This window comes from Chryseobacterium metallicongregator (assembly GCF_031324065.1).
In the GTDB taxonomy this organism is placed as follows: domain Bacteria; phylum Bacteroidota; class Bacteroidia; order Flavobacteriales; family Weeksellaceae; genus Chryseobacterium; species Chryseobacterium metallicongregator.
The window spans coordinates 84,483-109,124 of record NZ_JAVIXS010000022.1 but is presented as its reverse complement, the minus strand read 5'-3'; the positions used below and the strand labels follow the sequence as shown (position 1 = coordinate 109,124).

Below are 24,642 nucleotides of genomic sequence, written 5' to 3'. Positions count from 1 at the left end.
ACCTTAACCCTTCCAAAACCCTCAATCCATCTACTCCTGCGCTCCCTCTAATTGGGACTGCAAAGATAATAACTATTTTTTAACTGACAACTTTTTTTATAAAAAAATTAAAGTTTTTTTTTCGTCCTTATCTTATGAAGTAGTTTATGTTTCTGCCTTTATAAAGGCGCTTCTGCGCTACTGAATGTATTTCGTTTTTCAGTGGGGCAAAGATAGAAACTTCCCATACACTACGCAACTTTATTTAACATAAATTTTACCTTTTATTAATATTTAGACCTAAACAACTGGATAGCAGGGTGAAAAATTTTAAACATTTGTTTGGAGGATCGGGTGAGGGTGTCAGAGGGTTGGAGAGTTGGAGCGTTGGAGAGGGTGAGAGGCGTGTTTCGGGGAGCGGGATGCGGGGGGTTGGGGTGTGGAAGATCAAAATAGGGTATATATTATATATAGTAGAGCTTTTTTAAATTAATAACCTATATATAAGCTTTGGCTAAAGCCAAACTAAGGAATTATTTTTTTACTAAACGGGCTAAAGCCCGCTCCTATTGAATAGTTATAATGAACCACAGATGGCACAGATTGACACAGATAAAATGTTTGCTTTTATATTATATATAGAATGGAAAATATGAAAGAGTACATTATATATAATTAATAGGATTTAACTCCTATACCCGTAATTAATTAAAATGTTTCGACTCTGCTCAGCATGATTGCTAATACTAACTGCTGAAAGGCCTTAGATATTATACTGTCATTTTACTTCCTTTAAGGCTCTTGTAAAGAAGTTGGGATTTCTGCGGAATGACGCAATGGAAATAGAGATGGATACTCTATAACCCGCTTCCATAGAAATCAGCAAGATGAAAATTCATCACCAATGTTCCTTTTATACCTGGAAACCCGAAACTCATCATTCATTATTCATAATTTACAACTCCTACCCTAGCCCTGATAGTAATGGTTACCCCGCAGCTTGGTTGGAGTGTGGGTAGGTTTGGGTGTGGGAATGCGCGGGCGCGAGGAGTAGAAATGGATAGCAGGATGAAGCTCCTAATTGGATTGGAGAGTTTGAGAGTTGAAGTGTGGGAGGGTTTGAGTAATAGGGCTTGAAGAAATGTCAACAAGATTATACTATATAAGATAAGCTTAATCAAACAGTTTTAGCTGCTGATCGCGAGTTCCTGTAAAATTAGATGTTGAAAGCTTTGGAAATTCTTTGCCTTCAAAAAACTTCTTTTTGCCGATCTTAAAAGTAGCGTGAATCATTTCTGCAATATTTCCTTCTCCTTTTTGTCGTTCAAAATATCTTTTATCGCCAAGTTTTCCACCTCTCATGGAGCGGATAAGATTTAAAACTTTTTGTGTCCTGTCCGGAAAATGGGTTTCAATCCAGTTCACAAAAACCGGCTCGACGGTATCATTTAGCCTTACGAGGGTATATCCGAATCCTAAAGCACCGGCATCCGAAATAGCTTTCAATATGTTTAAAGGTTCATCACTATTGAGCCCTGGGATAATGGGCGCTACCATTACATGTACGGGAATATTGTTTTCAGAAAGAATTTCCACAGCTTTTAATTTATTTTTTGCTGAGCTTGTTCTCGGCTCCATCTTTCGTCTCAGTTCTTCATTGATTGTTGGAATGCTTAGAGAAACAGATACCAGATTTTGTTCCGCCATGGGTTTTAAAATATCGAGATCTCTCAGCACCAATGCATTTTTTGTCAGAATATTGACAGGATGTCTGTAATCAAGACAGAGCTGCAGTAATTTTCGGGTAATTTCAAATTGTCTTTCGGCCGGCTGATAGCAGTCGGTATTTCCAGACAATAGAATCGGGGCGGCTTTATAGCCTCTTTTATGAAAAAATTTTTCCAGTAATTCGGGTGCATTTTTCTTTACCATGATTTTTCTTTCAAAGTCAACCCCGGCACTATATCCCCAATATTCATGGGTAGGTCTTGCAAAGCAGTAAGAGCAGCCATGTTCACATCCCTGATAAGGATTCATGGAATATTCCATTGGAAGATCTTCGCTTTTAACCTGATTGACAATAGTTTTGGGAAATACTTCCGTGAAAGAAGTCTTCACAGTCTCGAAATCTTCATCTTCAGGCTCATAGGTATACCTGTCGAAACGATTAACAACGTTTCGCTGAGCTCCCTGACCTTTTATGAAATTTTCGTTTTGCATTCTGATGTAAAATTAGAATGGAATTTTTATAAAATAATGAGTTTTAACAATAAAGTTTTCCACAAAAAAATCCAACACTTTCAAAAGCGTTGGATTTAAACATAATTAAATATATTTTTTTACTACTTCACTGCGTAAAATTCCACTCCGTGTGTTTCGTCGTCGTGGTTCTTTTCATCAAAGTGTCTGTGATAGTCCGAATAGGAATCACTATATTTTTTATCTTTTTTTGTCAAAATTTTTTTAATACTAATTAAACTTAATACTGCCAAAAGACCAACTCCCCCTGCCAGTAAAACTCCAACTTCTTTTTTCATATTTTCTTTGATTTATTATTGATACCATTGCAAAAAGCATACCTATTTTATTTTTTCAAATTATAAATTTTGTTAACATTAAAGTTTATTTTTAGAAAAATCACAATCTGTTATTTTTCTTATATTTAGAAGTTGCAATGGTTTAATTATTGTACTTAAAAATAAAAATATTATTATGGAAAATTCAGAGAATTTTGATAGAATGACAACTTTAAGCGAAGTTATGAAAACGCTTTCTGAAAGAGGAATACAAAGGGAATTCAGGATGAATGAAAACTGTGAAATGAAGTTTGAAAATTCGGACAAAATTTATCAGCCTGCTGAGTTGGTCATTCTAAAAACATATCGTTTCGAAGGAGACAGCAATCCAGATGATAATGCAGTACTTTATGTGGTAAAGGATAATGCAGGCAATCGGGGAATGATTATAGATTCTTACGGAGCAGACAGCAATTATCCGGGAGAAGAGTTTGATAAATTTTTAAGAGATATTCCTATTTTGGAAAGTGATGAATTCAATTTCTAATCAAATCCATCTTTTCTTATATTGATTTTTTAAACCATTAAGTTCGTTTTTATTAACACATTGCCTTCTTTATATAAATGGTAATGAATAAGCAGACGTAATGGTTTAAAGAATTATTCTTCGGCCTTTTCTTTTTTCTTGAATAAATTATTCAGAAAACCCTTTTTTTCTTTTTTTTCTTCTTCCCGCTGGGGAGTTTCTTTTTTATTTTTTATTTCCTGTTTTATTTCTTTTACCGACTGCTTCATATCTTTCACAGAAGAAACAGCCTCTTTCACCTTTTTCTCCGTCTTTTCTACATTTTTACCAATAAGGGTTTTCTTTAATCCCTGTTCAATTCCTCTCCAGAAAAGATTAAAGAAAGACTTTGTAGGATCACGTTCTACATTTTCTACAGTAACTGCATCAGGGAAATTTCCTGAGTTTGATTTCAGAAAAACATTAGCAACGGCTGTTAGAAACCCTTTTTTCTCATGGTTATTTTTATTTAATACTGCAATTTTTAAGTCTTTATGTTTAAGATTAAAAGTTCCGTGTAATCCGGCAGGGTTTCCTTTGAAGCTAAAAAGCATTTCCTGAATAGTTCCTGCAGTAGCAGTCACATGAAGATAAGGCCTGATAAAGGGATTGATTCCACTAGCGGGAAGATTGGACGTTTTCCCGGAGATTGCAAATCTATCATTCTGATCAGCTACATCAAAGTTCCAGTTGACGGAAAGTGGTGAGAGATTCATGAAAGAACAATTGATTTTAATGTCCACTTTTGTTGGTTTTCCTTTTCTTTTGGCAGAGTTCAGATTTTTAACGTTCATATTAAAATTACTGAAGGTCAGTTTTCCGGGCCCCATACTTTCCGGAGTATCTTCTTCGTATACCAGGATAGAATTTTTGAGATCAAGATTATGAATTGTCATCGGAATTTTAATAGAACGCAGCATTTTAGAATATAATGCTTTTATTTTTGGATCGTCCTTGGGAATTTTGCTTCTGAAAATATTGGCATTTGCAAACTCAATGTCTACCTGGGAAGCGTTTACCATTTTGTTGTGAGAAAAAAGATCCCACTCTCCTTTTGCAGTAATTTGTCCGGCTTTTAAATCATACAGATCTCTCTCAACCGGTATCATTTTGATAAACTGAGCTCTCGAAACGAGAGGTTTCATGGCAAAATTGTTAATCTGTACCTGATTTTTATTCAGTTTAATAAGCCCAAGGCTCATATTGTAAAACTGTGTTTTATAAGCGAGGTTTCTGGTGGTAATATAATAGTCTTTCACTTTGAAGGACAGCCCTGACTGATTGGGTTTAGGTGATAATTCAATATCATTTACCGTTGCATTAAGATCATGGAAAGTCAAAGGCTGTTTTCCTTTATCATATGTAATGTTTGAGTTCTTTAAGGATGTTTTTCTTATGATAACGGAATTAACAATTCCTGGTCCGTCAGATTTATTGGCTGTTTTTTCACCTGCTTTAAAAGTTCCGTTAACATTTTCTACGAGAAGATCTTTAAGATCCACGTTCAGTTTTTTATCAACGAATTCCAGTTTATTGATATTAAAAGCAATATGATTTGTTTTTAACTCTGCTGCTGCTTTTCCTGTTACAGGATGGTTTGGTGTCAATACAACGTCCCAGACTTCCCCATTTACCGGCTTCAACGCTAAGCTTCTTACTGTAATATTCTGAGCATTGGAGTATTCAATATTCTTTCCTGCAATGGTAAAGTCTTTATATCCTATAGGAATGATCTGTTCAGAAGTTTCTTTATTAAACATCAGCTGATTGATATTTACAGCAAGGCTCCCTACTGACAGAAGATTATTTCCATCCGGTTTTGTGACCTTTACTATGGCATTATTCAGCTTTATATTTTTTAAATCAAATTCAAAATTTGATTTTTTTTCAGCTTTCTTAGTCTTAACTCCTGTATTGTAGACTTTCAGAACAGGATTCTCAAAGTCTGCATTCGTAAGTGAAACTTTGTTTTTGTTTAAAATAACATCCGTAAAGTCCATTTTGGGAACGGCAAATTCAAATAACTGAGCCTTCGCAGGATAAAACTTTTTAAACTGAGCAAAAGAGAGCAGCGGAGTCAGCCTGAAATTCTCAACAGTCATCTGTCCATTACTTGTATTGATACTACTGATGGTAATTGCATAGGTTTTCTCTGGGCGGAAAAAAAAATTATCCCCTTTGATGTTGTATCTGTCAAAAACGATGGGTAGTTTATTTTCTACAGATTCTTCCGTCATCTGTAAATTTTCTACAAACAGATCCAACTGTTGTACAGAGAGAAATTTTTGCTTTGTATGTTTGAAAACAGCAATTTTACCTTCGTTGATCCTTATATTTTCAAATGAAACCGGATTCCTTTTCTTTCCGGTTTTACGATCAATAGCTTTTGCAAGAATGATGTTTAAAACAGGTTTTGCCAGCAACAGATCTGACGAGCTGATTCTTTTATTAAAAACAGCATCATACATTCCAAAACGGTTTATCTTCAAAGTGTCAACAGTTCCCTGTAAACCAATAACGTCTGTATTTTGCGGATCTTTACTGTTAACCGAGATTCCTGTCGCCAAAATATTTCCTGTTCCCAGATCAACATCCAGCGTTTTGTAAGAAACTTTATAGTTTGTATTTTTTTTGATGTATTCCGGAAGTTGGGTTTTGAGCCATAGATTCAGTCCGAAATTCGCAGCAAGAAGAATTCCTGCCAGTATTCCGAAACTTATCAATAGTCTTTTAACCCATTTTTTCATATTTTGTGATTTGATTCTTTCCTATTATACAGTTATATAGATCAGTTCTTTATTTCCAGCTCTATTACATACCCTTCATGTCCTCTTACATTGATAAAATTGCCTCCTTCAAATCCAAGATACTGACCTTTAATTCCAGTAAGCTTTCCTGTAAACTCAGGTTTTTTATCTAATGTAAATGATGAAACTTTTTCCGGTTTTTCAAAAGGATAGTCAAACATCCACAGTTCTTCTCCTTCGCTATAAAATTTCTGAAAGTCTTCAGGAAAATATTCTTTTATTTTTTGTCGGAAATCAGCTAGATCTACTTCTCCTTCAAAATCGTCCTGCAGCATCTTCCTCCAATTGGTTTTATCCGCCAGATGTTCTTTTAAAGCCACCTCTATCATTCCTGCTTCATAACGGTTTTCCGTTCTTGCGATAGGCAATGCAAAAGTTGCACCCTGGTCAATCCATCTTGTAGGAATCTGTGTATTTCTGGTCACTCCTACTTTTACATCTCCTGTATAAGCAAGATAAACAGTGTGTGGTTGCAGTTGAATTTGTTTTTCAACTTCCAGATCTCGCTCTGCAACTCCTAAATGAGCTGTAGAAAGTTCAGGACGAATAATGGTATCACTGGCATATGGGCTTTCAAAAAAGCAGCTTTTGCAGAATCCCATTCTGTAAATAGGCTTATTCAGTCCGCAATTTACACATTGAAATCCGGTATGTTTGATACTTAACTCTTTTCCAAACAGCTCATTCATATGGATCAGATCTCCAGAAAGATTGAGGTAGTATTGAATTGGCTTAGCATCGACGCTTGTCATCTTTAAAATTTGCCCTTGAAACTGCATATTATATTTATATTACTTTTTTAAGTAAATTTAATGATTATATTTTTCAAAAAGTAAAATTTATATTTTTGTACTAATAAAAAATACAAATGGTTTATCTTGTAACAGGCGGTAGTGGGTTCATCGGTTCCCATTTAGTTGAACGATTATTAAGAAATGGACATTCTGTCATAAACATTGACAATTTTGATGATTTCTATGACTATCAGGTAAAAATTAAAAATACTTTAGAGTCAATCGGTAAAAATTCGGATTTTGAATTCTCGGATAAAGAGACGGATATTCCGCGTTTGGTTTCCCTCACTCATTCTGACCAATATTCCCTCTATTGGCAGGACATCCGTGATAAAAAAGGTCTTGAAAACATCTTTAAGAATCATCATATTGATATGGTAATTCATCTGGCAGCACTTGCCGGAGTGCGTCCCTCTATTGAACGTCCTCTTGAATACGAAGAAGTAAATGTACGCGGTACTATGAATCTTTGGGAACTGTGTAAGGATTTTAATATTAAAAAATTCATTTGCGCATCTTCTTCAAGTGTTTACGGAAATAATGAAAAAGTTCCTTTTGCAGAAACAGACAATGTAGACAATCCTATCTCACCCTATGCAGCAACCAAGAAAAGTGGAGAGGTTATAGGGCATGTTTACCATAATCTATACCATATAGATATGATCCAACTCAGGTTCTTTACGGTATACGGACCAAGACAAAGACCCGATCTTGCAATCCACAAGTTTGCCAAGCTTATTTCCGAGAATAAGGAAATCCCTTTTTATGGTGACGGAAATACGGCAAGAGACTATACGTATATAGATGACATCATTGATGGAATTACCAAATCTATCCTTTATCTGGAAAACAATTCCGGGGTTTATGAAATCCTAAATCTGGGAGAAAACCAGGTCATCACTTTATCTGAGATGGTGACCACTATAGAAATGGCACTTGGAAAAAGTGCTATCAGAAAAATTCTGCCAATGCAACCTGGTGATGTCACAAAAACCAATGCCGATATTACCAAAGCAAAGGATTTAATAGGGTATAAACCTGCCACAGACTTCCAAAATGGCATAAAAAAATTTGTGGAATGGTTTTTGAGAAAACGACAATAAGTAAATTGCTGACACAGCTGCCAGCCAGTTTGTGACAGTCATTTATAAGAAAATATTATAAAAAGAATTGAAAATCAAGTATAAAAAAGTTTATTATACAACCTATTTTTATACTTTTGCAAAAAATTAGAAAATTATGTACTGGACATTAGAATTAGCTTCATATTTAAGTGACGCACCTTGGCCAATGACAAAAGCAGAGCTTATTGACTACGCAATCAGAACTGGTGCACCAATGGAAGTAGTAGAAAACCTTCAGGCAATCGAGGACGAAGGAGAAATTTATGAATCTATCGAAGAAGTATGGAGTGATTATCCTACTGACGAGGATTTCCTTTGGAACGAGGACGAATATTAATAAAGCGATAAGCTTTAGGCTGCGTGCTTAGAGCTTTTTTGCCCTTTTTATATATTAATTTACACGATAAGTGTTATTTAAAACGCTTAAAGCATTTTGCATTAAGCATAAAGCAAAAAATTTATGAGTTTTTTAAACAAAGTTCTTAAAGGGTTTTTGGGAGACAAGAAAGCGCAGGACCTAAAAGAAGTAAAAAAAGTTGTAACAAAAATCAGAGCTGTAGAACCTAACATTCAACAATTGTCGGATGATGGGTTGAGACAAAAAACTGCTGAGTTTAAAGAGAATATAAAATCTGCAACCAGTAAGATCACAGCTCAAATAGAACAGATAAGAGAGCAGATAAAAACTTCAACCAATGTTGATGAAAAAGAAGCTCTTTTCACAAAAATTGAGGCTCTAAAGAAAGAATCATACGAAATTGAAGAGAAAGTTCTGGTTCAGGTTCTTCCTGAAGCTTTTGCATTGATTAAAGAAACGGCAAGAAGATGGGCTCAGAATGGAGAAATTCGTGTAACAGCCAGTGACTGGGATAGAGAACTTGCTGCTACAGGAAAAGATTTCGTTAGCATTCAGGGAGACACAGCTGTTTGGAAAAACTCATGGGACGCTGCCGGAACTCCTGTAGTTTGGGATATGGTCCACTATGATGTTCAGTTTATCGGAGGGGTTATTCTTCACAGTGGTAAAATTGCCGAGATGGCAACCGGTGAAGGTAAAACTTTGGTAGGAACATTACCTATTTATTTAAATTCACTTCCGGAAAGAGGAGTACACGTTGTAACCGTGAACGACTATCTTGCAAAAAGAGACTCCGCATGGATGGGACCTCTTTATCAGTTCCACGGAATGTCTATCGATTGTATCGATAACCACCAGCCAAACTCTGACGGAAGAAGAAAAGCATACAACTCAGATATTACTTATGGAACCAACAACGAATTCGGTTTCGATTATTTGAGAGACAACATGGTGACATCACCTTCAGAACTGGTACAAAGAGAACTGAACTTTGCTATCGTGGATGAAGTTGACTCTGTATTGGTAGATGACGCAAGAACACCATTGATCATTTCCGGTCCGGTTCCTCAGGGAGACAGACAGGAGTTCGATGTTCTTAAACCTTCTATCGACAGAATTGTTGAAGTACAAAAGAAAACCGTTTCTACCATTTTCAATGAAGCGAAAAAATTAATCGCTGCAGGAAATACAAAAGAAGGTGGATTCAAATTACTTCAGGCATACAGAGGTCTTCCAAAAAATAGACAATTAATCAAATTCTTATCGGAAAGCGGAAACAGAGCATTGCTTCAGAAAGTTGAAGCACAATACATGCAGGACAACAACCGTGATATGCCGATCGTGGATAAAGATCTTTACTTCGTCATCGAGGAGAAAAACAATCAGGTAGACCTTACAGACAAAGGTGTTGAATACATGTCTCAGGGTAACTCTGATCCAAACTTCTTCGTACTTCCGGATATCGGAACTGAGATTGCTGAAGTAGAAGCTAAAAACCTTTCTAAAGAAGAAGAGTTTGAAGCAAAAGAAAGACTTTTCTCTGATTTTGCTGAAAAATCTGAGCGTGTTCACACAATGAGCCAGCTATTAAAAGCATACACATTATTTGAAAAAGATGATGAGTATGTAGTCATTGATGGTGAAGTAAAAATCGTTGATGAACAGACAGGTCGTATCATGGAGGGACGTCGTTATTCTGACGGTCTTCACCAGGCAATCGAAGCGAAAGAAAATGTAAAAATTGAGGCAGCTACTCAAACTTTTGCAACGGTTACGCTTCAGAACTATTTCCGTATGTACAACAAGCTTGCGGGAATGACAGGTACTGCTGAAACTGAAGCTGGAGAGCTTTGGGAAATCTATAAATTAGATGTGGTGGTAATTCCTACCAACCGTCCTATTTTAAGAAATGACAAGCAAGACTTGGTTTTCAAAACTAACAGAGAAAAATATAATGCTGTAATAGAGGAAATTGAAAAATTAACAGCACAGAAAAGACCAGTATTGGTAGGTACTACTTCTGTTGAAATTTCTCAATTACTATCAAAAGCACTTCAATTAAGAAAGATTCCACACCAGGTATTGAACGCGAAACTTCACAAGAAAGAAGCAGAGATTGTAGCTGGAGCTGGACAGCCGGGAGTTGTAACCATTGCAACCAACATGGCAGGTCGTGGTACGGATATCAAGCTTTCTAAAGAAGTAAAAGATGCAGGAGGTTTAGCTATTATCGGAACAGAAAGACACGATTCAAGACGTGTTGACAGACAGTTAAGAGGTAGAGCGGGACGTCAGGGAGATCCTGGAAGTTCTCAGTTCTATGTATCTCTTGAAGATAACTTAATGCGTTTGTTCGGTTCTGAGAGAATCGCTAAAATGATGGACAGAATGGGTCATAAAGAAGGAGAAGTAATTCAGCACTCTATGATCAGTAAGTCTATTGAAAGAGCTCAGAAAAAAGTGGAAGAAAATAACTTCGGAACAAGAAAGAGACTTCTTGAGTACGATGACGTAATGAATAAACAACGTGACGTAATCTATAAGAGAAGAAAGAACGCTTTATTCGGAGACCATTTGAAATATGATATTACGAATATGATTTTCGATGTTGCTAATTCTATCGCTGCGAAAGGAAAAGCTTCAGGAAGTTATAAAGATTTTGAATATGAAATTATTAAAACATTTACTATGGAATCTCCGGTTTCTCAGAATGATTTTAATAATAAAAACGTTCAGGATCTGACGAATATCTTATTCAAAGCAGCTCAGGAAGACTACAAAATGAAGCTGAACCTATTGAAAGAAAAATCATTCCCAATCATTGAGAATGTATACCAAAATCAAGGTTCAATGTTCAAAATGATCCAGGTTCCTTTCACTGACGGACACAAAACAATGACGATTGTAGCTGATCTTAAAGAAGCTTACGATACTCAGTGTGAAAGCTTAGTGAATGATTTTGAAAAGAATATCACTTTATCAATTATTGATGAAAACTGGAAGCTTCACCTTCGTGAGATGGACGACTTAAGAAGATCTTCTCAGGGAGCTGTATACGAGCAGAAAGATCCATTGGTAATTTATAAGCAGGAATCTTTCCACTTATTCAGTGAAATGATCGATAAATTAAACAAAGAAATTATTTCTTTCTTATATAAAGGAGAAATTCCGGCTTAAGAAAAATTTAATAATATCATACAAAAACCGCTCTGGCATTGGCCATAGCGGTTTTTTGTTATTCAGTATATAATAATTTTATGATAAATATCAATCTCATTATTTATTTAGAACAGTTAAAAATAATATATTTGCAGAAAATTTGACTTTCATGAAAAATGTACTGATCTGTGCTTCCGCACTGGGAACAATGCTGGTTTCTGCCCAAAAAAAAGATACATTAACCACTAAAAGCATTGACGAGGTAATCATCAATACATATGTAAAGAAAGATAGTGAATACTCTAATAAGATGCCTTTAAAAGCTATAGAGGATCCACAGGTTTACTCTTCCATTGATAAAGGAGTACTGGAAAACCAATTATTATTTACCGTAGATGATGCTTTCAGAAATGTAGCAGGTGCCCAGAAAATGTGGAGTGCTACAAACAGAGCAGGAGATGGAGGTATTTATCTTAACTTAAGAGGTTTTGTAGCGGGAAACTCTATCAGAAATGGTATGGTAGCTCCTATTACTACTTCTATGGATGCTATTAATGTAGAGCGAATTGAAGTTTTAAAAGGACCTTCTGCTACCTTATTCGGAAGTAATGTGACCTCTTACGGAGGAGTAGTGAACAGAGTGACTAAAAAACCATTTGAAACTTTTGCAGGTGCTGTTTCTCTGGCAGGTGGAAGCTATAACTACTACAGAGTGCAGGCAGATGTAAATGCTCCTCTTACGAAAGATAAAAAATTATTATTCAGATTAAATACAGCCTATACCAACCAGGGAACCTTTCAGAGAACCAATGCAAAGAACTCTTTCTATGCATTCACTCCATCCCTTACTTACCGTCCTACAGATAATTTAGAGATTAATGCTGAGCTGGAAATGTTTGAAACCAATTCATATCCTGAAACCGCTTTCTTCTTTTATTATCCGAGCTCACAACTTGGCGCAGACAGTATGGACAAACTGGAGAAATTGGGTTATAACTATAAGCAGTCTTATACCGGAGAAGGTCTTAAAACTGTTGGTAAAGCAAGAAACTTCTTTGGACAGGTTAACTATAAGATTAATGAGCATATCAAATCCTCTACGAATGTAAGTACTTCTTATTCTTACTCAGACGGATTTAACCCCTATTTCTATTTTGCTCCAAACCCTGCAAACAGTTCAGAAATTGGAGTAGCAAGAGCTGACCAGTCGACCAAAGACAGCAAAAGAACGTATTTCCAGGTTCAGCAGAACTTCAATTTTGATTTCAATATCGGAAATGTAAGAAACAGAACAGTAGCAGGTTTTGATTATATGAGAATGAATGATAATCAGTATTTTCTATTTACAGATTTTGACTGGGTACCATTTAATGCCACAGATTATTCTAATATGAATGGCCAGACATTGGGAGCAAAATACGCTGCACTACAAAGCGGATCTGATTTTGAGAAAAACAATACTTATATAAATACTGGTAAAAAAGATACCTATAGCGGTTATATTTCTAACGTTATAACACCAATAACCGGTCTTAATATTCTTGCTTCTGTAAGATACGAAAGTATAGATTTCAAAGGAGGACAAACCGGACAAATTCCAACTAAAGCATATAATCAAGGAGCTTGGTCACCTAAATTGGGAATTGTTTACCAGATTATTCAGGATAAAGTATCTGTTTTTGGAAATTATCAGAACAGCTTTACAAGCAATGGATATTATATTTCAGATGCAGATTCTAATGTGACATTGTCTGATCCGGAAACCGCTAACCAGTTTGAAGGAGGGTTCAAAGCAAGCCTGATCAAAGGAAGAATCAGTACAACATTAAGTTATTATAATATCAAAGTAAAAAATACTCTTCTTAATGTTGGTTACACATCACAAGGAAGAGCAATTCAAAGACAAGCAGGTTCACTTACCAGCCAAGGAGTAGAATTGGAAGCAAATGCTTATCTGATCAAAGGATTCTCCGTTATCGCCGGAGTAAGCTACAATGATATGAAATATACGGAAGCTGATGATACAGTAATCGGAAGAAGACCTGCTACAGCATCATCTCCATGGCTAGTTAACTTCAATGCAAGCTACCAGTTCCTTGACGGAAAATTAAAAGGATTAGGATTCGGAGTTGGAGGAAACTATGCGAGCGACAATAAAATTGTTAACTCTACAACGATGGGTACTTTCATCCTTCCAAAATATCTGGTATTGAATGCCAACGCATTTTATGATACTAAAAAATTCAGAATCGGGGTAAAAGTAGACAACTTTACGAACGAACACTACTGGAGCGGATATACAACTGCTAATGCTCAGGCTCTTGCCAATGTATTAGGTAGTTTCACTTATAAATTTTAAAACTGTTAGAATAAATTATTCCCCTTATAAACAATGAAAAGAATAACAATAGGAGCTGTATTATTAACTTCCATGTTAAGTTTTGCACAGGAAAAAAAAGACACCATCAAATCCAACGATATTGAAGAAGTAGTTGTTAACGGAAGATATTATAAAAAATATGTAGAAAAACAAGGTTCTTCTTCTCTTCGACTGGATGAAGCTCTTATCAAAATACCTCAAAACATTTCAATTATTACTAACAAAGCTTTAGAGGATCAACAGGTAACGACTTTAAGCGATGGAGTTCTAAGAAACGTTGCCGGAGCTCAGAGATTAGAACACTGGGGAGATATGTATACAAGAGTCAATATGAGAGGTGCTAGAGCAGCAGCTTTCATGAATGGAGTAAATGTAACTTCAAATTGGGGACCTCTAAGTGAAGACATGAGTTATGTGGATCACATTGAATTTATCAAAGGGCCTTCAGGATTCTTAATGTCAAACGGTGAACCAAGCGGTATTTATAATATTGTGACTAAAAAGCCAACAGGAAATGCTTTGAATGGTACCGCAAGAGTAACATTAGGAAGCTTTAATATGTACCGCGGAGAGGCAGATGTTGATACTAAAATTACCGATAAAGTAGCTTTTAGGTTGAATTTAATGGCTCAGAATAAAAACAGTTTCAGAGACTATGAATTCAATGACAGGTATATTATCAATCCTTCATTAAAAGTAAAGCTAAGTGATAAAACAACTTTAACGGCTGAATATATTTATCAGAAAGCGAAAATGTCTGAGGTAGGTTCAGCATATGTATTCAGTTATCAGGGATATAAAGCAAAGCCTGTTGAATATACTCTTACAGATCCCGGCATTGACCCAACTAAAGTTGATAACAATACAGTAAATGTCAATTTACAGCATAATTTTAATGAAAACTGGAAATTAACTTCCCAGTTAACGTATGTAAACGAATATACGATGGGAAGCGACCTTTGGCCAAGTATGTTTGAAGGAAACTATATGATTCGTCGTTTAAATTATTGGGAAGCTGATAATACAATGAAATTTGGGCAGGTTTTCTTAAATGGCCTTGTAAAAACCGGACCTGTTTCACACAAAATATTAGCTGGACTTGACCTTGGAAGCAAAAAATATATGGCGGACTGGTCACAGGGATATAATTTGGATAAGTTTAATGCGAATGGAGATTTTGATGCCATCAATAATAATGTGGCTGATCACAGCTATTGGTATAACATTGATACCAATAATTACGATAGTAATGGAGAAGGTTCTTATTATGGGCCAAACAATACTGCAGCTTATAAAACATTCAACAAATCTACTCCACTTTCAGTAAGAGCAGGTGCTGGTAGTACAATCGATCAGAAATATACAGGATTATACTTACAAGATGAACTAGGTTTCTTCAATGATGCATTAAGACTTACATTAGCAGCTCGTTACACCAATGTAAAAGAAGTAAACTACGGAACAAAGTCAGAAGCCAACAGAATTACTCCTCGTATTGGATTAAGCTACTCTATAGACGAAAATATGTCTGCTTATGCATTATATGATCAGTCATTTGTACCACAAGCAGGTTTGTTCAGAGATGGAACAACAGCGTCACCACTAACCGGGAATAATATTGAGGTAGGGTTCAAGAAAGATTGGTTTGCCGGTAAATGGAATACTGTCCTTTCATTATATAACATTAATAAAAATAATGAAATCACAGGTGATCCGGACCTCACAAATAATCCGAATGGCAAATATTCTATTCTTCTTGGAAAAACAAGAGTACAGGGAGTAGAATTTGATCTTAAGGGAGAAATTGTAAAAGGATTCAATGCGATCTTCAATTATGCCTTTACAGAGAATAAATTTACAGAAACAACAGCTACAAGAAAAGAAGGAGACAGAGTTCCCGGATATGCTAAACATACAGCAAATGGCTGGCTAAACTATACTTTCAGTAATAATATTCTTGAAGGTTTCGGTTTAAGCTTCGGAGGAACCTATATGGCTGATAGAAGCAGCTGGGATTGGGGAAGTAAAAACACCTTACAAATGGATGATTATGTAAAATTTGATGCAGGGGCTTCTTGGGAAAATTCAAAATTCAGAGTGAACTTCAATGTATTTAATATCTTTAACAGGTATTTATATTCTGGTTCACCGTATGCAGGATATTACTACTATCAGGCAGATGCTCCAAGAAACTTCAGATTATCAATAGGATATAAATTTTAAAAAATCAAAGGTTAGCCCCTCATGGGGTTAACTTTTTGCTATGAGAAAAAAGCATCACCATAAAAAGAAAGCTCCTTCAAAAAAATGGTCTGCCAAGCTGCATTTGTGGTTGGGTTTGTCTGTTGGTTTCATTGTATTTATAGTCTCTCTTTCAGGGACTTTATATGTTTTTAAGGATGAAATACAGAATAGCTTACGTAAAGAAGCCATTGATCTGAAAAAAGAGGATATCGGGACAAAGCCTTTACCTATTCATCTGCTTCGTGAAAAAGTATCATTGGAACTTAATGAAAAATATCCTGTAAGTGCTGTAGAAATTCCTTTGGATAAAAATAAATCCTACCAGTTTGAGTACTATGAAAAAAGCAAAAAGGGATGGAACTATTTCCAGCAGGTACGTATCAATAAGAAAGCTTATGTGAATCCGTATAACGGGCAAATCCTTGCTGTTTATAATGAGAAATATGATGTATTCAATATTTTGAAATATATCCACTGGGGACTTTTGCTTAATTCAGAATGGGGACCGTATACTGTAGGAATTCCAACCGTACTTTTCATCGTTATGCTGATAACAGGAATTATTTTATGGTGGCCTAAAAATAAAAATGCCAGAAAAGGACGCTTTTGGTTCAACTGGGAAAATGTAAAAAACTGGAAGCGTAAAAACTACGATCTTCATAATATCTTAGGATTCTATGCATCATTTATTGCATTGCTATTAAGTGTTACAGGGCTTTATTTTGCGTATCCTTATGTAAAAAACACCTTTACTTTTGCTTTATCCGGTTCATGGGAACTTCCAAAAGAAAAAGAAAGAAAATCTCCGGACTCCCTGATGGCAAAGAATGAAGCAATTTTTGATCTTGCCGCAGCCCAGACTGAAAAACTGTACGCAAAATCATCCAGCTTCAGAATTACCCTAAACGGAAAGAATAAAAAAGGAAAAGAACTGAAAAATCTTCCGGTAACGGTTTACGGAATGGATGGAAGATACAGTGAAAGAAACATCCTGACATTCGACAAATACTCTGGAAAACTACTGGCCAACAAACCTCATCACAAACTTACTACTGCCGAGAAATACTCCAACGCCAATTATGACATCCATACCGGATCCTACTTCGGAATCATTGGAAAGATCATCTGGTTTATGGCCGGCCTCACATGTACATCACTCCCTGTAACCGGATTCCTGGTTTGGTGGGGAAAAAGAAAGAAAAAAGGAAAGAAAATATAATGAAAAAAGTGCTTTTATCAGCTGCCTGCTTAGGAACTACTACCGTTTTTGCCCAGGTAAAAGATAGTTTACAAACTAAAAATGTAGACGAGGTTGTCATGACGGCCTCCCGAAAAAAGGAAAACATAAAAGAAGTTCCAAGCTCCATTACCGTAGTGGGAGAAAAGCAGATTCAGTCTCAGCTGACTGTGAACTCAGACATTACAAGCATTCTGCAATACACTGTTCCCAGTTTAGGCACCAATTCAGGGCAGACTTCCAATTCGGGACAGACATTAAGAGGTCGCCAGGTCTTGGTTTTGATTGATGGAATTCCACAGTCTACCCCACTTCGTAACGGTGCAAGAGATTTAAGGACTATTGACCCTTCAGCCATCGAAAGAATTGAGGTGATCAAAGGAGCTTCTTCCATCTATGGTAACGGAGCAGATGGAGGGATCATCAATTATATTACAAAGAGAAACAAAACAGATAAAAAGATTTCCGGAATTTCACAGATTGGTCTTACAGGACAGCCTTATGGTGGTACTTTAGGAGTAAGAGCCAGCCAGCTTTTAACCGGAAAGATTAAGAAGTTTGATTATACCCTTTCATTAGCCTATGAAAGAACTGGATATACAAAGGACGGAGATGGCGTTTTAATAAGCCCTACTTATAGTATTGCCAAGATGGACAACTACAACGGCTTGCTGAAGGTAGGGTATGACATTAATGAAAATCAAAGAATTGAAGCGTCTTACATTGGTTATTCTTCAAGATCAGATCTGAATGTAGGATTAAAAACCGGAAAATACGGTACCACGCCTACCATTGGTGAAGGAATTGGAAAAGGATTGGAAACAACCCCTCAGGGAACTCCAAAAAACCACAATATCCGAGTGAGCTATGACAATAAGAACCTCTTTGCAGGAACTTCTTTGAATATTAACCTTTACTATCAGGATTTCAAAACAGTTTACGGATACAGCGATACCTTTTTCAATGGTGGACAGTCTAATGTAATTTCAAAAAAAGCAGGAGCAAGATTCAATTTTGATACTCAACTTTGGAATTCAGCCAATTCTCAGGCAGAAATCATATATGGAGCTGATATTCTGAATGATGAAACGGTACAAAAGCTTGAAGACGGACGTTTCTGGACTCCGAATATGAACATGACTAATATTGCACCTTTCGTATTGGCAAAAATTGATCTGTTTAAAAAGTTCACCATCAAAGGAGGACTTCGTTACGAAAACATCAAAGTAAATGTAGATGACTTCAATACACTTTCTACCCTTAAAAGTGACGGAACTTTCACGAAAAGCATTCCTGTTGCAGGTGGAAAACTAAACTACAATGCACTGGTAGGAAATATTGGTGTCCGTTACAATATTGAACCTTATATCAATCTTTTCGGAAGCTTCTCTCAGGCCTACTCTATCAATGAATTAGGAAGAATCTTAAGAACCTCAACTTCCGAAACTATCAAAAGTCTGGAAACAAAACCAATCATTGTCAACAACTACGAATTGGGAGCTACAGGACAACTTTCCAGCTGGCTGAACTATGAATTAACTTCTTACGTGAGTACCTCTAAACTGGGAGCATCATTCGTACAAAGTCCGGACAGAGCATTAATGATTCAGAGATCTCCCGAGATTGTATACGGGGTAGAAGGATTTTTACACTTTACGCCTACAAAATGGATTCAGTTTGGTGGAAGTTACAGCTGGATGGAAGGAATTACCTCTGTAAAAGACGACGGCGATTATTCAACCAAGATCAACAACAGCAGAATTTCTGCACCTAAAGTATTGGCATATGTTCAGGCAAGACCTGTTCCTGCTCTATCCGTTGGGGTTGATATGCTTCACTCTTTCCAGCAAAATAGATTCGAGCCTAATGCTAAAACGGGATTGTATGCTTACGGTGAAGGATATGTACCTGAATATACTGTATTTAACTTCAAATCAAGTTATGAAGTTAACAACAACTGGAGACTGTCATTAGGTGTTGAAAACATTTTTAACAAAGTATATCAACCCGCTATTTCATGGTGGACAGCAAGAGACAGTGACTTCACAAATGCTCTTGGACTAAGAGGGACATTCATGATCGAATATAAATTTTAATTAATCTAAATAAAAAGTAAAGCATATCTTTGCTTTACTTTTTACTGTTATATGAAGAAAAACCATCATCATAAAAAGAAACCGGGCTTTTTCAAAAAATGGTCAGCTAAGCTGCACCTTTGGTTCGGATTGGGAATAGGATTTCTGATCTTTATTATCTCTATTACCGGAGCATTATATGTATTTAAGGATGAGGTGGAAAACATCACCCGAAAAGATGTCATCTACCACCATGAGCAAAATATTGAACAGAAACAGGTTCTTCCTATCAGAGTGATGGAAAAGGCTGTCGCACAACAGGTAAAAGAGAAATATCCTATCCACTGGGTAAATGTTCCTATTGACAAAACGCAATCTTATATGTTCTTCTGGTATGAGCATAATACAGATGCCTGGAATTATTTTGATGAATTTCCTATCTATAAACAAGCTTATGTAAACCCGTACACCGGGAAAGTACTAAGAGTTTATGATGAGAAAAACGGATTCTTCAATATTGTAAAAATGATCCACTGGAGCTACCTTTTGAAACAGGACTGGGGAACTTATGTAGTAGGAATTCCTGTTATCATTTTTATCATTATGCTGATCTCCGGGATTATCCTATGGTGGCCAAAGAACAAAGCAGCAAGAAAACAACGTTTTGCCTTCAAATGGAAAAATATTAAAAGCTGGAAACGAAAGAATTATGATCTTCATAATGTCTTAGGATTTTACGCATCTATATTTGCTTTAATCTTTTCTATTACCGGATTATTCTATGCATTCTTTGTGGTGCAGGCAATGATCTATGTGATATTTTCCGGTGGAGAAACCAAGTATCCCGACTTCTCACACATTAAAACAAAAGCTCCTATTGAGCTGAGAACAGAAGGAACACTGGATAAAATCATTAATACTGTACAGACAAAATATCCGGATTCTTATGGTTTTGCTATAGATTTGGGACATCCGCATATGGATGACCACGAACATCCCAACTTTGAGGTGTATGTGAAACACCTTTCTTATTCTTACCATAAAAGCAGCAGCTTAATCTTTGATGAAAACTCTGGAGAATTGCTACACACTCATGATCCAAAAGATAAAAACTTTGGAGAAAAGGTTGTGAGTGCCAATTATGATATTCACGTAGGAGCTATTTTAGGACTTCCTACTAAGATTATTGCTTTTATTGTAAGTATTATCTGTGCTTCTCTTCCGGTTACCGGATTTATGATCTGGTGGGGAAGAAAAAAGAAAAAACCAATAAAAACAGCTTAAAGTATTAAATAAAACCTACTTAATAATCCATTAATACAATCTTTTTTATAATTTTAGCCCTTAGAATTTAATAATAGAAATGTCATTAATAGATTTATCAAAACAAGTTGCCCTTGGAGTTGACATCGGCGGAACCAATACTAAATTCGGAATCGTAAATCACCGTGGTGAAGTTCTGGATAAAGGAAATCTGAGAACTGATGCCTATGACAAAGTGGAAGATTTCATCGATGCTTTATATGAACATGTTCGTCCAATGATGGAAAAGTATGGTACTGAAGCACACTTTGACGGAATCGGAGTAGGCGCACCAAACGCGAACTATTACAAAGGAACCATAGAACTGGCCCCTAATCTTCCATGGAAAGGTGTTATTCCTTTCGCTGAGCTGATGACGGCAAAATTCGGTCTTCCTTGTACAGTAACCAATGATGCCAATGCTGCGGCACTGGGAGAAATGCTTTTCGGAGCTGCAAGAGGAATGAAGGATTTTATCATGATTACCCTGGGAACAGGAGTAGGAAGTGGAATTATCGCTAATGGAAGCTTAATCTATGGACATGACGGGTTTGCCGGAGAATTAGGACATACGATTGTAAAACCAGGCGGGAGAAAACACTGGAGCACAGGTTCTGAAGGAAGTCTGGAAGCCTATGCTTCTGCTACAGGAATTACCATTACAGCAAAGAAAATGAGAGCGGAGTTCCCGGAATCTATGTTGAACCAATATCCTGAAGACGAGATCAATTCTAAAACAGTATACGAATGTGCTATCAAAGAAGACCCAATTGCTATAGAGGTTTTCAGATATACAGGTCAGAAGCTGGGTGAAGCAATAGCTAATTTTGTAATGTTCTCTTCACCAGAAGCTATTCTTTTATTCGGAGGAGTAATCAAAGCTGGAGATTTTATTTTAAAGCCTGCCAAGCTTCATATGGAAAGAAACCTTCTTCCAATTTTCAGAAATAAAGTGAAACTGGTATTCAGTGAACTTGACGAAGCAGATGCTGCCATTCTTGGAGCGAGTGCTTTGGTTTGGGAAAAATAACTGAAAGCCTTTTAAATAATATAGAGCATCCTTTTTAGGGTGCTTTCTTTTTTCCCGCAGATTACGCAGATTTTCACAGAGGATTGGGCTGTATTTTTATTGTGTTTATTTGTGAAAGCATTAGTGCTATTCGTGTTTAAAATTAAAGTGCTTCGACCCCGCTCAGCATGACAATGCTAATACTAACCTCTTTAAAATATTTTGCGGAGAGTAAACGAGAGTATTTGCATTCTCTTTTCCTTGTGCTATTTGTGAAAAAATTGGTGTTATTTGTGTTTAAAATTAAAATGCTTCGACCCCGCTCAGCATGACAATGCTAATACTAACCTCTTTAAAATATTTTGCGGAGAGTAAACGAGAGTATTTGCATTCTCTTTTCCTTGTGCTATTTGTGAAAACATTGGTGTTATTTGTGTTTAAAATCATTTGTCACATCTATCATTGTAATTTGAGTTTAAGACGCAAAAGCACGTTCAAATGAAAAAGTTTTTCATATTTTTGATTGGCCTTTTCCGGATTAGGAAAGGATAATAAAACAATATAATTACCCAAAATGGATAACAATAATTTAGAACAGATTACTTTCGGAGGTGGATGTTTCTGGTGTGTGGAAAGCTGCTTCAATATGCTTAAAGGAGTACAATCTGCTATTTCAGGATATTCCGGCGGACATAAAGATAACCCGACGTATCAGGAAGTTTGCACTGGAGAGACAGGACATGCAGAAGTGGTTCAGATCACTTATGATCCTGCTGTTATTTCTTACGAGCAGTTAATGGATGTATTTTTCTTTCTTCATGATCCTACTCAACTTAACAGACAGGGGAATGATATCGGAACTCAATACCGTTCTGTCATTTATTATAAAGATGATGCTGAGAAAGCAAAAGCTGAGGAAGCGATCAAAGTATCTCAGGAATCAGGAAGATGGGCTGGAACTTATGTAACAGAGTTAACGAAATTCGATACATTCTGGCCGGCAGAGCAATATCATCAGGGATATTATAATGAGAACCCAACACAACCTTATTGCAGCGCTGTGGTTGGACCTAAAATACAGAAGTTTAAGAAACATTTTGGAGAACAGGGAATGTTGAACGTGGAGTAAAAAGCTCGCCAGTTTTAAGTTTTGGCTAAAGCCGGATTGATGATATACATTGATTAAAACGGACTAAAATCCGTTCCTATTGATGTTTTATATCATTATCAGAATATTAACAAACCGATATAAAATAACAGAAGCGAAGAGGAAATCTCTTCGCTTCTTGTTTGGCACAAAAATAATTGTTTATATAAAGAAACTAATATCCGGGGTTTTGTGTAAAGTCTTTTGAAGCATCAATGGTGGCCTGAGGAATAGGGAAAATTCTTCTATAAGGCTGGGAAGCTGGTTTAGCTGTTCCCGGTAAATCAAATTTCTTGAATCTGATCATCGCCTTTCTTCTGTACATTTCCCAATACAGTTCATACCCTGATTCTTTGAACAATGTATTTTCATCCAAAGAAGCAATAGCAACTCCCGGAGCATTATTCTTTAAAGCATCATTCGTTCTGCTTGTTCTCAGCTTATTAACATCCGCCAAGGCAGCGGATATATTTCCACTTCTTAAATAAGCTTCTGCTCTCATCATATAGATGGTTCCTAATCTGTACAAGGGTACATCCATTCCGCTTGTTCCGTTGTTTCCATAACCCGGATCAAATTCAAACTTAAAATTTCTAACTCCTCTGTTGATCTGAGCTTGTGTAAATACAGATTCTGAAGGGTTGTCAAAATTCAGTTCAGGGGTGAAGTCTGCAGCGAGTGTTGTATTTTTTTCAGTAAATAATTTGTAAACTTTAATTCTTCCGTCTGGAGTCATATCAAAATTTCCGTCTGAAAGAATTTTAGGACCGTACTGCTGTCCCACCTGCAGACCTCTGTTGAAATGAAACCATGGTTTTCCTGTTCCTTCCACTTTACTGGAGGAAGGTACACTTACATCCGTTCCGTCATTTCTGAACCACGTTCCGTCCGCATACTGATAAGATCTTTGAAAACGTGGATCATCATGATTTCCGTTCCAGGAATAATAGAATTCCGGAGTGATACACGATGCATTGGTTCCTCTGTTATCCGGTGATGGTTTCTGAATTCTTTCCATAGACATATATGCCAGGTCATTATCTGAAGCTTTGTCTGTATTCTTCTTCTGAACAATGGAAAATATCATTTCCTTGCTTGTTTCATTATTGATATCAAAATTGTGGAAATAATTGGATTCCAGACTGAAATTCGGATTGTTAATCAACAAATTAGAATATTCAATGACCTTATCCATATCGGTTCCCGAACCCATCACAGCCTGCTCTAAAAAGTTGAATGATCCTGCCGTTTTATTCTTCAAAACCGCTCTGTTCAGATACATGTCTGCCAGAAATGCATACGCTGCCTGTTTGGTAAATCTTCCTGCGTGTGTATTCTGTGTTTTGATATCTGCCAGATTTGGAATAAGCCCTTCCACTTCAGTAATTAAAACATCAATGGTAGTCTCTGCTTTTCTGATCTGAATAGGAGCATTAATATTACCCGGATCTCTGTAAGGAGCCTGCCCGAAAAGGTCAATCGTTGTATAGGTATAATAGGCCAATAGTCCTTTTGCTTCTGCTAAAAATAAAGCTCTGTTTGTACTGTTGCTTTTTTCAATACTTGAAATCGCTGTCAAAGACTTTGTTATCCCAAAGTTCAGGGAATTCCAGGTTGTTTTTACAACATCACTGCTGGCATCCCATGAGAATTCGTGCATTGCTCTCCATTTTCCACCATCACCCCAGTCACTTCCTCTTGTGGGTAATAATGCTTCATCAGTAGAATATTCCTGCAAAGCGAAAACATTTCCATGGTCTACAAAAGTTCCGTCTCCCAACTGGCTGTATGCAGCAGCAAGAGCAGCCTCAGGATCTGCCGTTTCAGAGCCCAATACCTCATCGATTACTTTTTCATCCAGATTGGTACATCCCATTAAAGACAGTACAGCAAAGGATAAAACAATTGTATTTAGATTTAAAAATTTAGATTTCATGATTTCTTTT

Annotated in this window: 16 protein-coding genes; 11 read left to right on the top strand and 5 right to left on the bottom strand. The window is 36.4% G+C overall.

Annotated elements, in window-relative coordinates; genetic code table 11:
- Positions 1-1,152 precede the first annotated feature (1,152 nt).
- Entirely contained in the window at positions 1,153-2,199 is a 1,047-nt protein-coding gene (locus REB14_RS23980; RefSeq protein WP_309523481.1) for a PA0069 family radical SAM protein, read from the bottom strand.
- A gap of 122 nt (positions 2,200-2,321) precedes the next feature.
- A complete protein-coding gene (locus REB14_RS23975; RefSeq protein WP_034693837.1) occupies positions 2,322-2,516 on the bottom strand; it encodes a hypothetical protein in 195 nt (64 codons plus the stop codon).
- A gap of 175 nt (positions 2,517-2,691) precedes the next feature.
- Here REB14_RS23975 and REB14_RS23970 point away from each other — a divergent pair, with 175 nt between their 5' ends.
- Positions 2,692-3,042 (top strand): hypothetical protein, encoded by a 351-nt coding sequence (locus REB14_RS23970; RefSeq protein ID WP_079243575.1) that lies wholly within the window; start codon positions 2,692-2,694, stop codon positions 3,040-3,042.
- Between the two features lie 113 nt (positions 3,043-3,155).
- On the opposite strand, the gene REB14_RS23965 is transcribed toward REB14_RS23970, so the two are convergent.
- Together REB14_RS23965 and REB14_RS23960 are read right to left on the bottom strand one after the other, a co-directional pair.
- Positions 3,156-5,807, bottom strand: a complete 2,652-nt coding sequence (locus REB14_RS23965; protein WP_309523480.1) for an AsmA family protein — start codon at positions 5,805-5,807, stop codon at positions 3,156-3,158.
- Positions 5,808-5,848: 41 nt separating this feature from the next.
- The gene (locus REB14_RS23960) at positions 5,849-6,646 is read right to left on the bottom strand and encodes a DUF2797 domain-containing protein (protein WP_079243577.1); all 798 of its coding nucleotides are present in this window, start codon (positions 6,644-6,646) and stop codon (positions 5,849-5,851) included.
- A gap of 89 nt (positions 6,647-6,735) precedes the next feature.
- Between REB14_RS23960 and REB14_RS23955 the strand changes: the two genes are divergently transcribed.
- The 10 genes from REB14_RS23955 to msrA all read left to right on the top strand — a co-directional run bounded on the left by REB14_RS23955 (position 6,736) and on the right by msrA (position 22,678).
- The gene (locus tag REB14_RS23955; protein ID WP_309523479.1) at positions 6,736-7,764 is read left to right on the top strand and encodes a GDP-mannose 4,6-dehydratase; all 1,029 of its coding nucleotides are present in this window, start codon (positions 6,736-6,738) and stop codon (positions 7,762-7,764) included.
- 136 nt (positions 7,765-7,900) lie between these two features.
- Positions 7,901-8,122 (top strand): DUF2795 domain-containing protein, encoded by a 222-nt coding sequence (locus REB14_RS23950; RefSeq protein ID WP_002662059.1) that lies wholly within the window; start codon positions 7,901-7,903, stop codon positions 8,120-8,122.
- Positions 8,123-8,245: 123 nt separating this feature from the next.
- Entirely contained in the window at positions 8,246-11,320 is a 3,075-nt protein-coding gene (gene secA, locus REB14_RS23945; RefSeq protein ID WP_309523478.1) for a preprotein translocase subunit SecA, read from the top strand.
- Between the two features lie 151 nt (positions 11,321-11,471).
- Positions 11,472-13,661, top strand: a complete 2,190-nt coding sequence (locus tag REB14_RS23940; RefSeq protein ID WP_309523477.1) for a TonB-dependent siderophore receptor — start codon at positions 11,472-11,474, stop codon at positions 13,659-13,661.
- A 33-nt stretch (positions 13,662-13,694) separates the two neighbouring features.
- Complete coding sequence (locus REB14_RS23935) at positions 13,695-15,905, top strand: TonB-dependent siderophore receptor (protein WP_079243581.1); 2,211 nt, start codon at positions 13,695-13,697, stop codon at positions 15,903-15,905.
- A 40-nt stretch (positions 15,906-15,945) separates the two neighbouring features.
- On the top strand, positions 15,946-17,145 hold the full coding sequence (locus REB14_RS23930) for a PepSY-associated TM helix domain-containing protein (RefSeq protein ID WP_309523476.1): 1,200 nt from the start codon (positions 15,946-15,948) through the stop codon (positions 17,143-17,145).
- Positions 17,145-19,259 carry a TonB-dependent receptor gene (locus tag REB14_RS23925; protein ID WP_309523475.1) on the top strand — a complete coding sequence of 705 codons (2,115 nt, stop codon included), beginning with the start codon at positions 17,145-17,147 and terminating at the stop codon, positions 19,257-19,259. Before REB14_RS23930 ends, REB14_RS23925 begins: the two co-directional genes overlap by 1 nt.
- A gap of 51 nt (positions 19,260-19,310) precedes the next feature.
- The gene (locus tag REB14_RS23920) at positions 19,311-20,522 is read left to right on the top strand and encodes a PepSY-associated TM helix domain-containing protein (protein WP_034693861.1); all 1,212 of its coding nucleotides are present in this window, start codon (positions 19,311-19,313) and stop codon (positions 20,520-20,522) included.
- A 79-nt stretch (positions 20,523-20,601) separates the two neighbouring features.
- Entirely contained in the window at positions 20,602-21,570 is a 969-nt protein-coding gene (locus tag REB14_RS23915; RefSeq protein ID WP_034693864.1) for an ROK family protein, read from the top strand.
- Between the two features lie 553 nt (positions 21,571-22,123).
- A complete protein-coding gene (gene msrA / locus REB14_RS23910; protein ID WP_309523474.1) occupies positions 22,124-22,678 on the top strand; it encodes a peptide-methionine (S)-S-oxide reductase MsrA in 555 nt (184 codons plus the stop codon).
- 193 nt (positions 22,679-22,871) lie between these two features.
- Here the strand turns inward: msrA and REB14_RS23905 are convergent, their stop codons facing one another.
- Positions 22,872-24,632: a RagB/SusD family nutrient uptake outer membrane protein gene (locus REB14_RS23905; protein ID WP_309523473.1), complete on the bottom strand. Its 1,761-nt coding sequence runs from the start codon at positions 24,630-24,632 to the stop codon at positions 22,872-22,874.
- Positions 24,633-24,642: the final 10 nt, after the last annotated feature.

What these genes read in the sequence shown, in the direction of transcription:
- REB14_RS23980 (WP_309523481.1), bottom strand. Translation starts at nt 2,199, where the DNA reads ATGCAAAACGAAAATTTCATAAAAGGTCAGGGAGCTCAGCGAAACGTT.
- REB14_RS23975 (WP_034693837.1), bottom strand. Translation starts at nt 2,516, where the DNA reads ATGAAAAAAGAAGTTGGAGTTTTACTGGCAGGGGGAGTTGGTCTTTTG.
- REB14_RS23970 (WP_079243575.1), top strand. Translation starts at nt 2,692, where the DNA reads ATGGAAAATTCAGAGAATTTTGATAGAATGACAACTTTAAGCGAAGTT.
- REB14_RS23965 (WP_309523480.1), bottom strand. Translation starts at nt 5,807, where the DNA reads ATGAAAAAATGGGTTAAAAGACTATTGATAAGTTTCGGAATACTGGCA.
- REB14_RS23960 (WP_079243577.1), bottom strand. Translation starts at nt 6,646, where the DNA reads ATGCAGTTTCAAGGGCAAATTTTAAAGATGACAAGCGTCGATGCTAAG.
- REB14_RS23955 (WP_309523479.1), top strand. Translation starts at nt 6,736, where the DNA reads ATGGTTTATCTTGTAACAGGCGGTAGTGGGTTCATCGGTTCCCATTTA.
- REB14_RS23950 (WP_002662059.1), top strand. Translation starts at nt 7,901, where the DNA reads ATGTACTGGACATTAGAATTAGCTTCATATTTAAGTGACGCACCTTGG.
- secA (WP_309523478.1), top strand. Translation starts at nt 8,246, where the DNA reads ATGAGTTTTTTAAACAAAGTTCTTAAAGGGTTTTTGGGAGACAAGAAA.
- REB14_RS23940 (WP_309523477.1), top strand. Translation starts at nt 11,472, where the DNA reads ATGAAAAATGTACTGATCTGTGCTTCCGCACTGGGAACAATGCTGGTT.
- REB14_RS23935 (WP_079243581.1), top strand. Translation starts at nt 13,695, where the DNA reads ATGAAAAGAATAACAATAGGAGCTGTATTATTAACTTCCATGTTAAGT.
- REB14_RS23930 (WP_309523476.1), top strand. Translation starts at nt 15,946, where the DNA reads ATGAGAAAAAAGCATCACCATAAAAAGAAAGCTCCTTCAAAAAAATGG.
- REB14_RS23925 (WP_309523475.1), top strand. Translation starts at nt 17,145, where the DNA reads ATGAAAAAAGTGCTTTTATCAGCTGCCTGCTTAGGAACTACTACCGTT.
- REB14_RS23920 (WP_034693861.1), top strand. Translation starts at nt 19,311, where the DNA reads ATGAAGAAAAACCATCATCATAAAAAGAAACCGGGCTTTTTCAAAAAA.
- REB14_RS23915 (WP_034693864.1), top strand. Translation starts at nt 20,602, where the DNA reads ATGTCATTAATAGATTTATCAAAACAAGTTGCCCTTGGAGTTGACATC.
- msrA (WP_309523474.1), top strand. Translation starts at nt 22,124, where the DNA reads ATGGATAACAATAATTTAGAACAGATTACTTTCGGAGGTGGATGTTTC.
- REB14_RS23905 (WP_309523473.1), bottom strand. Translation starts at nt 24,632, where the DNA reads ATGAAATCTAAATTTTTAAATCTAAATACAATTGTTTTATCCTTTGCT.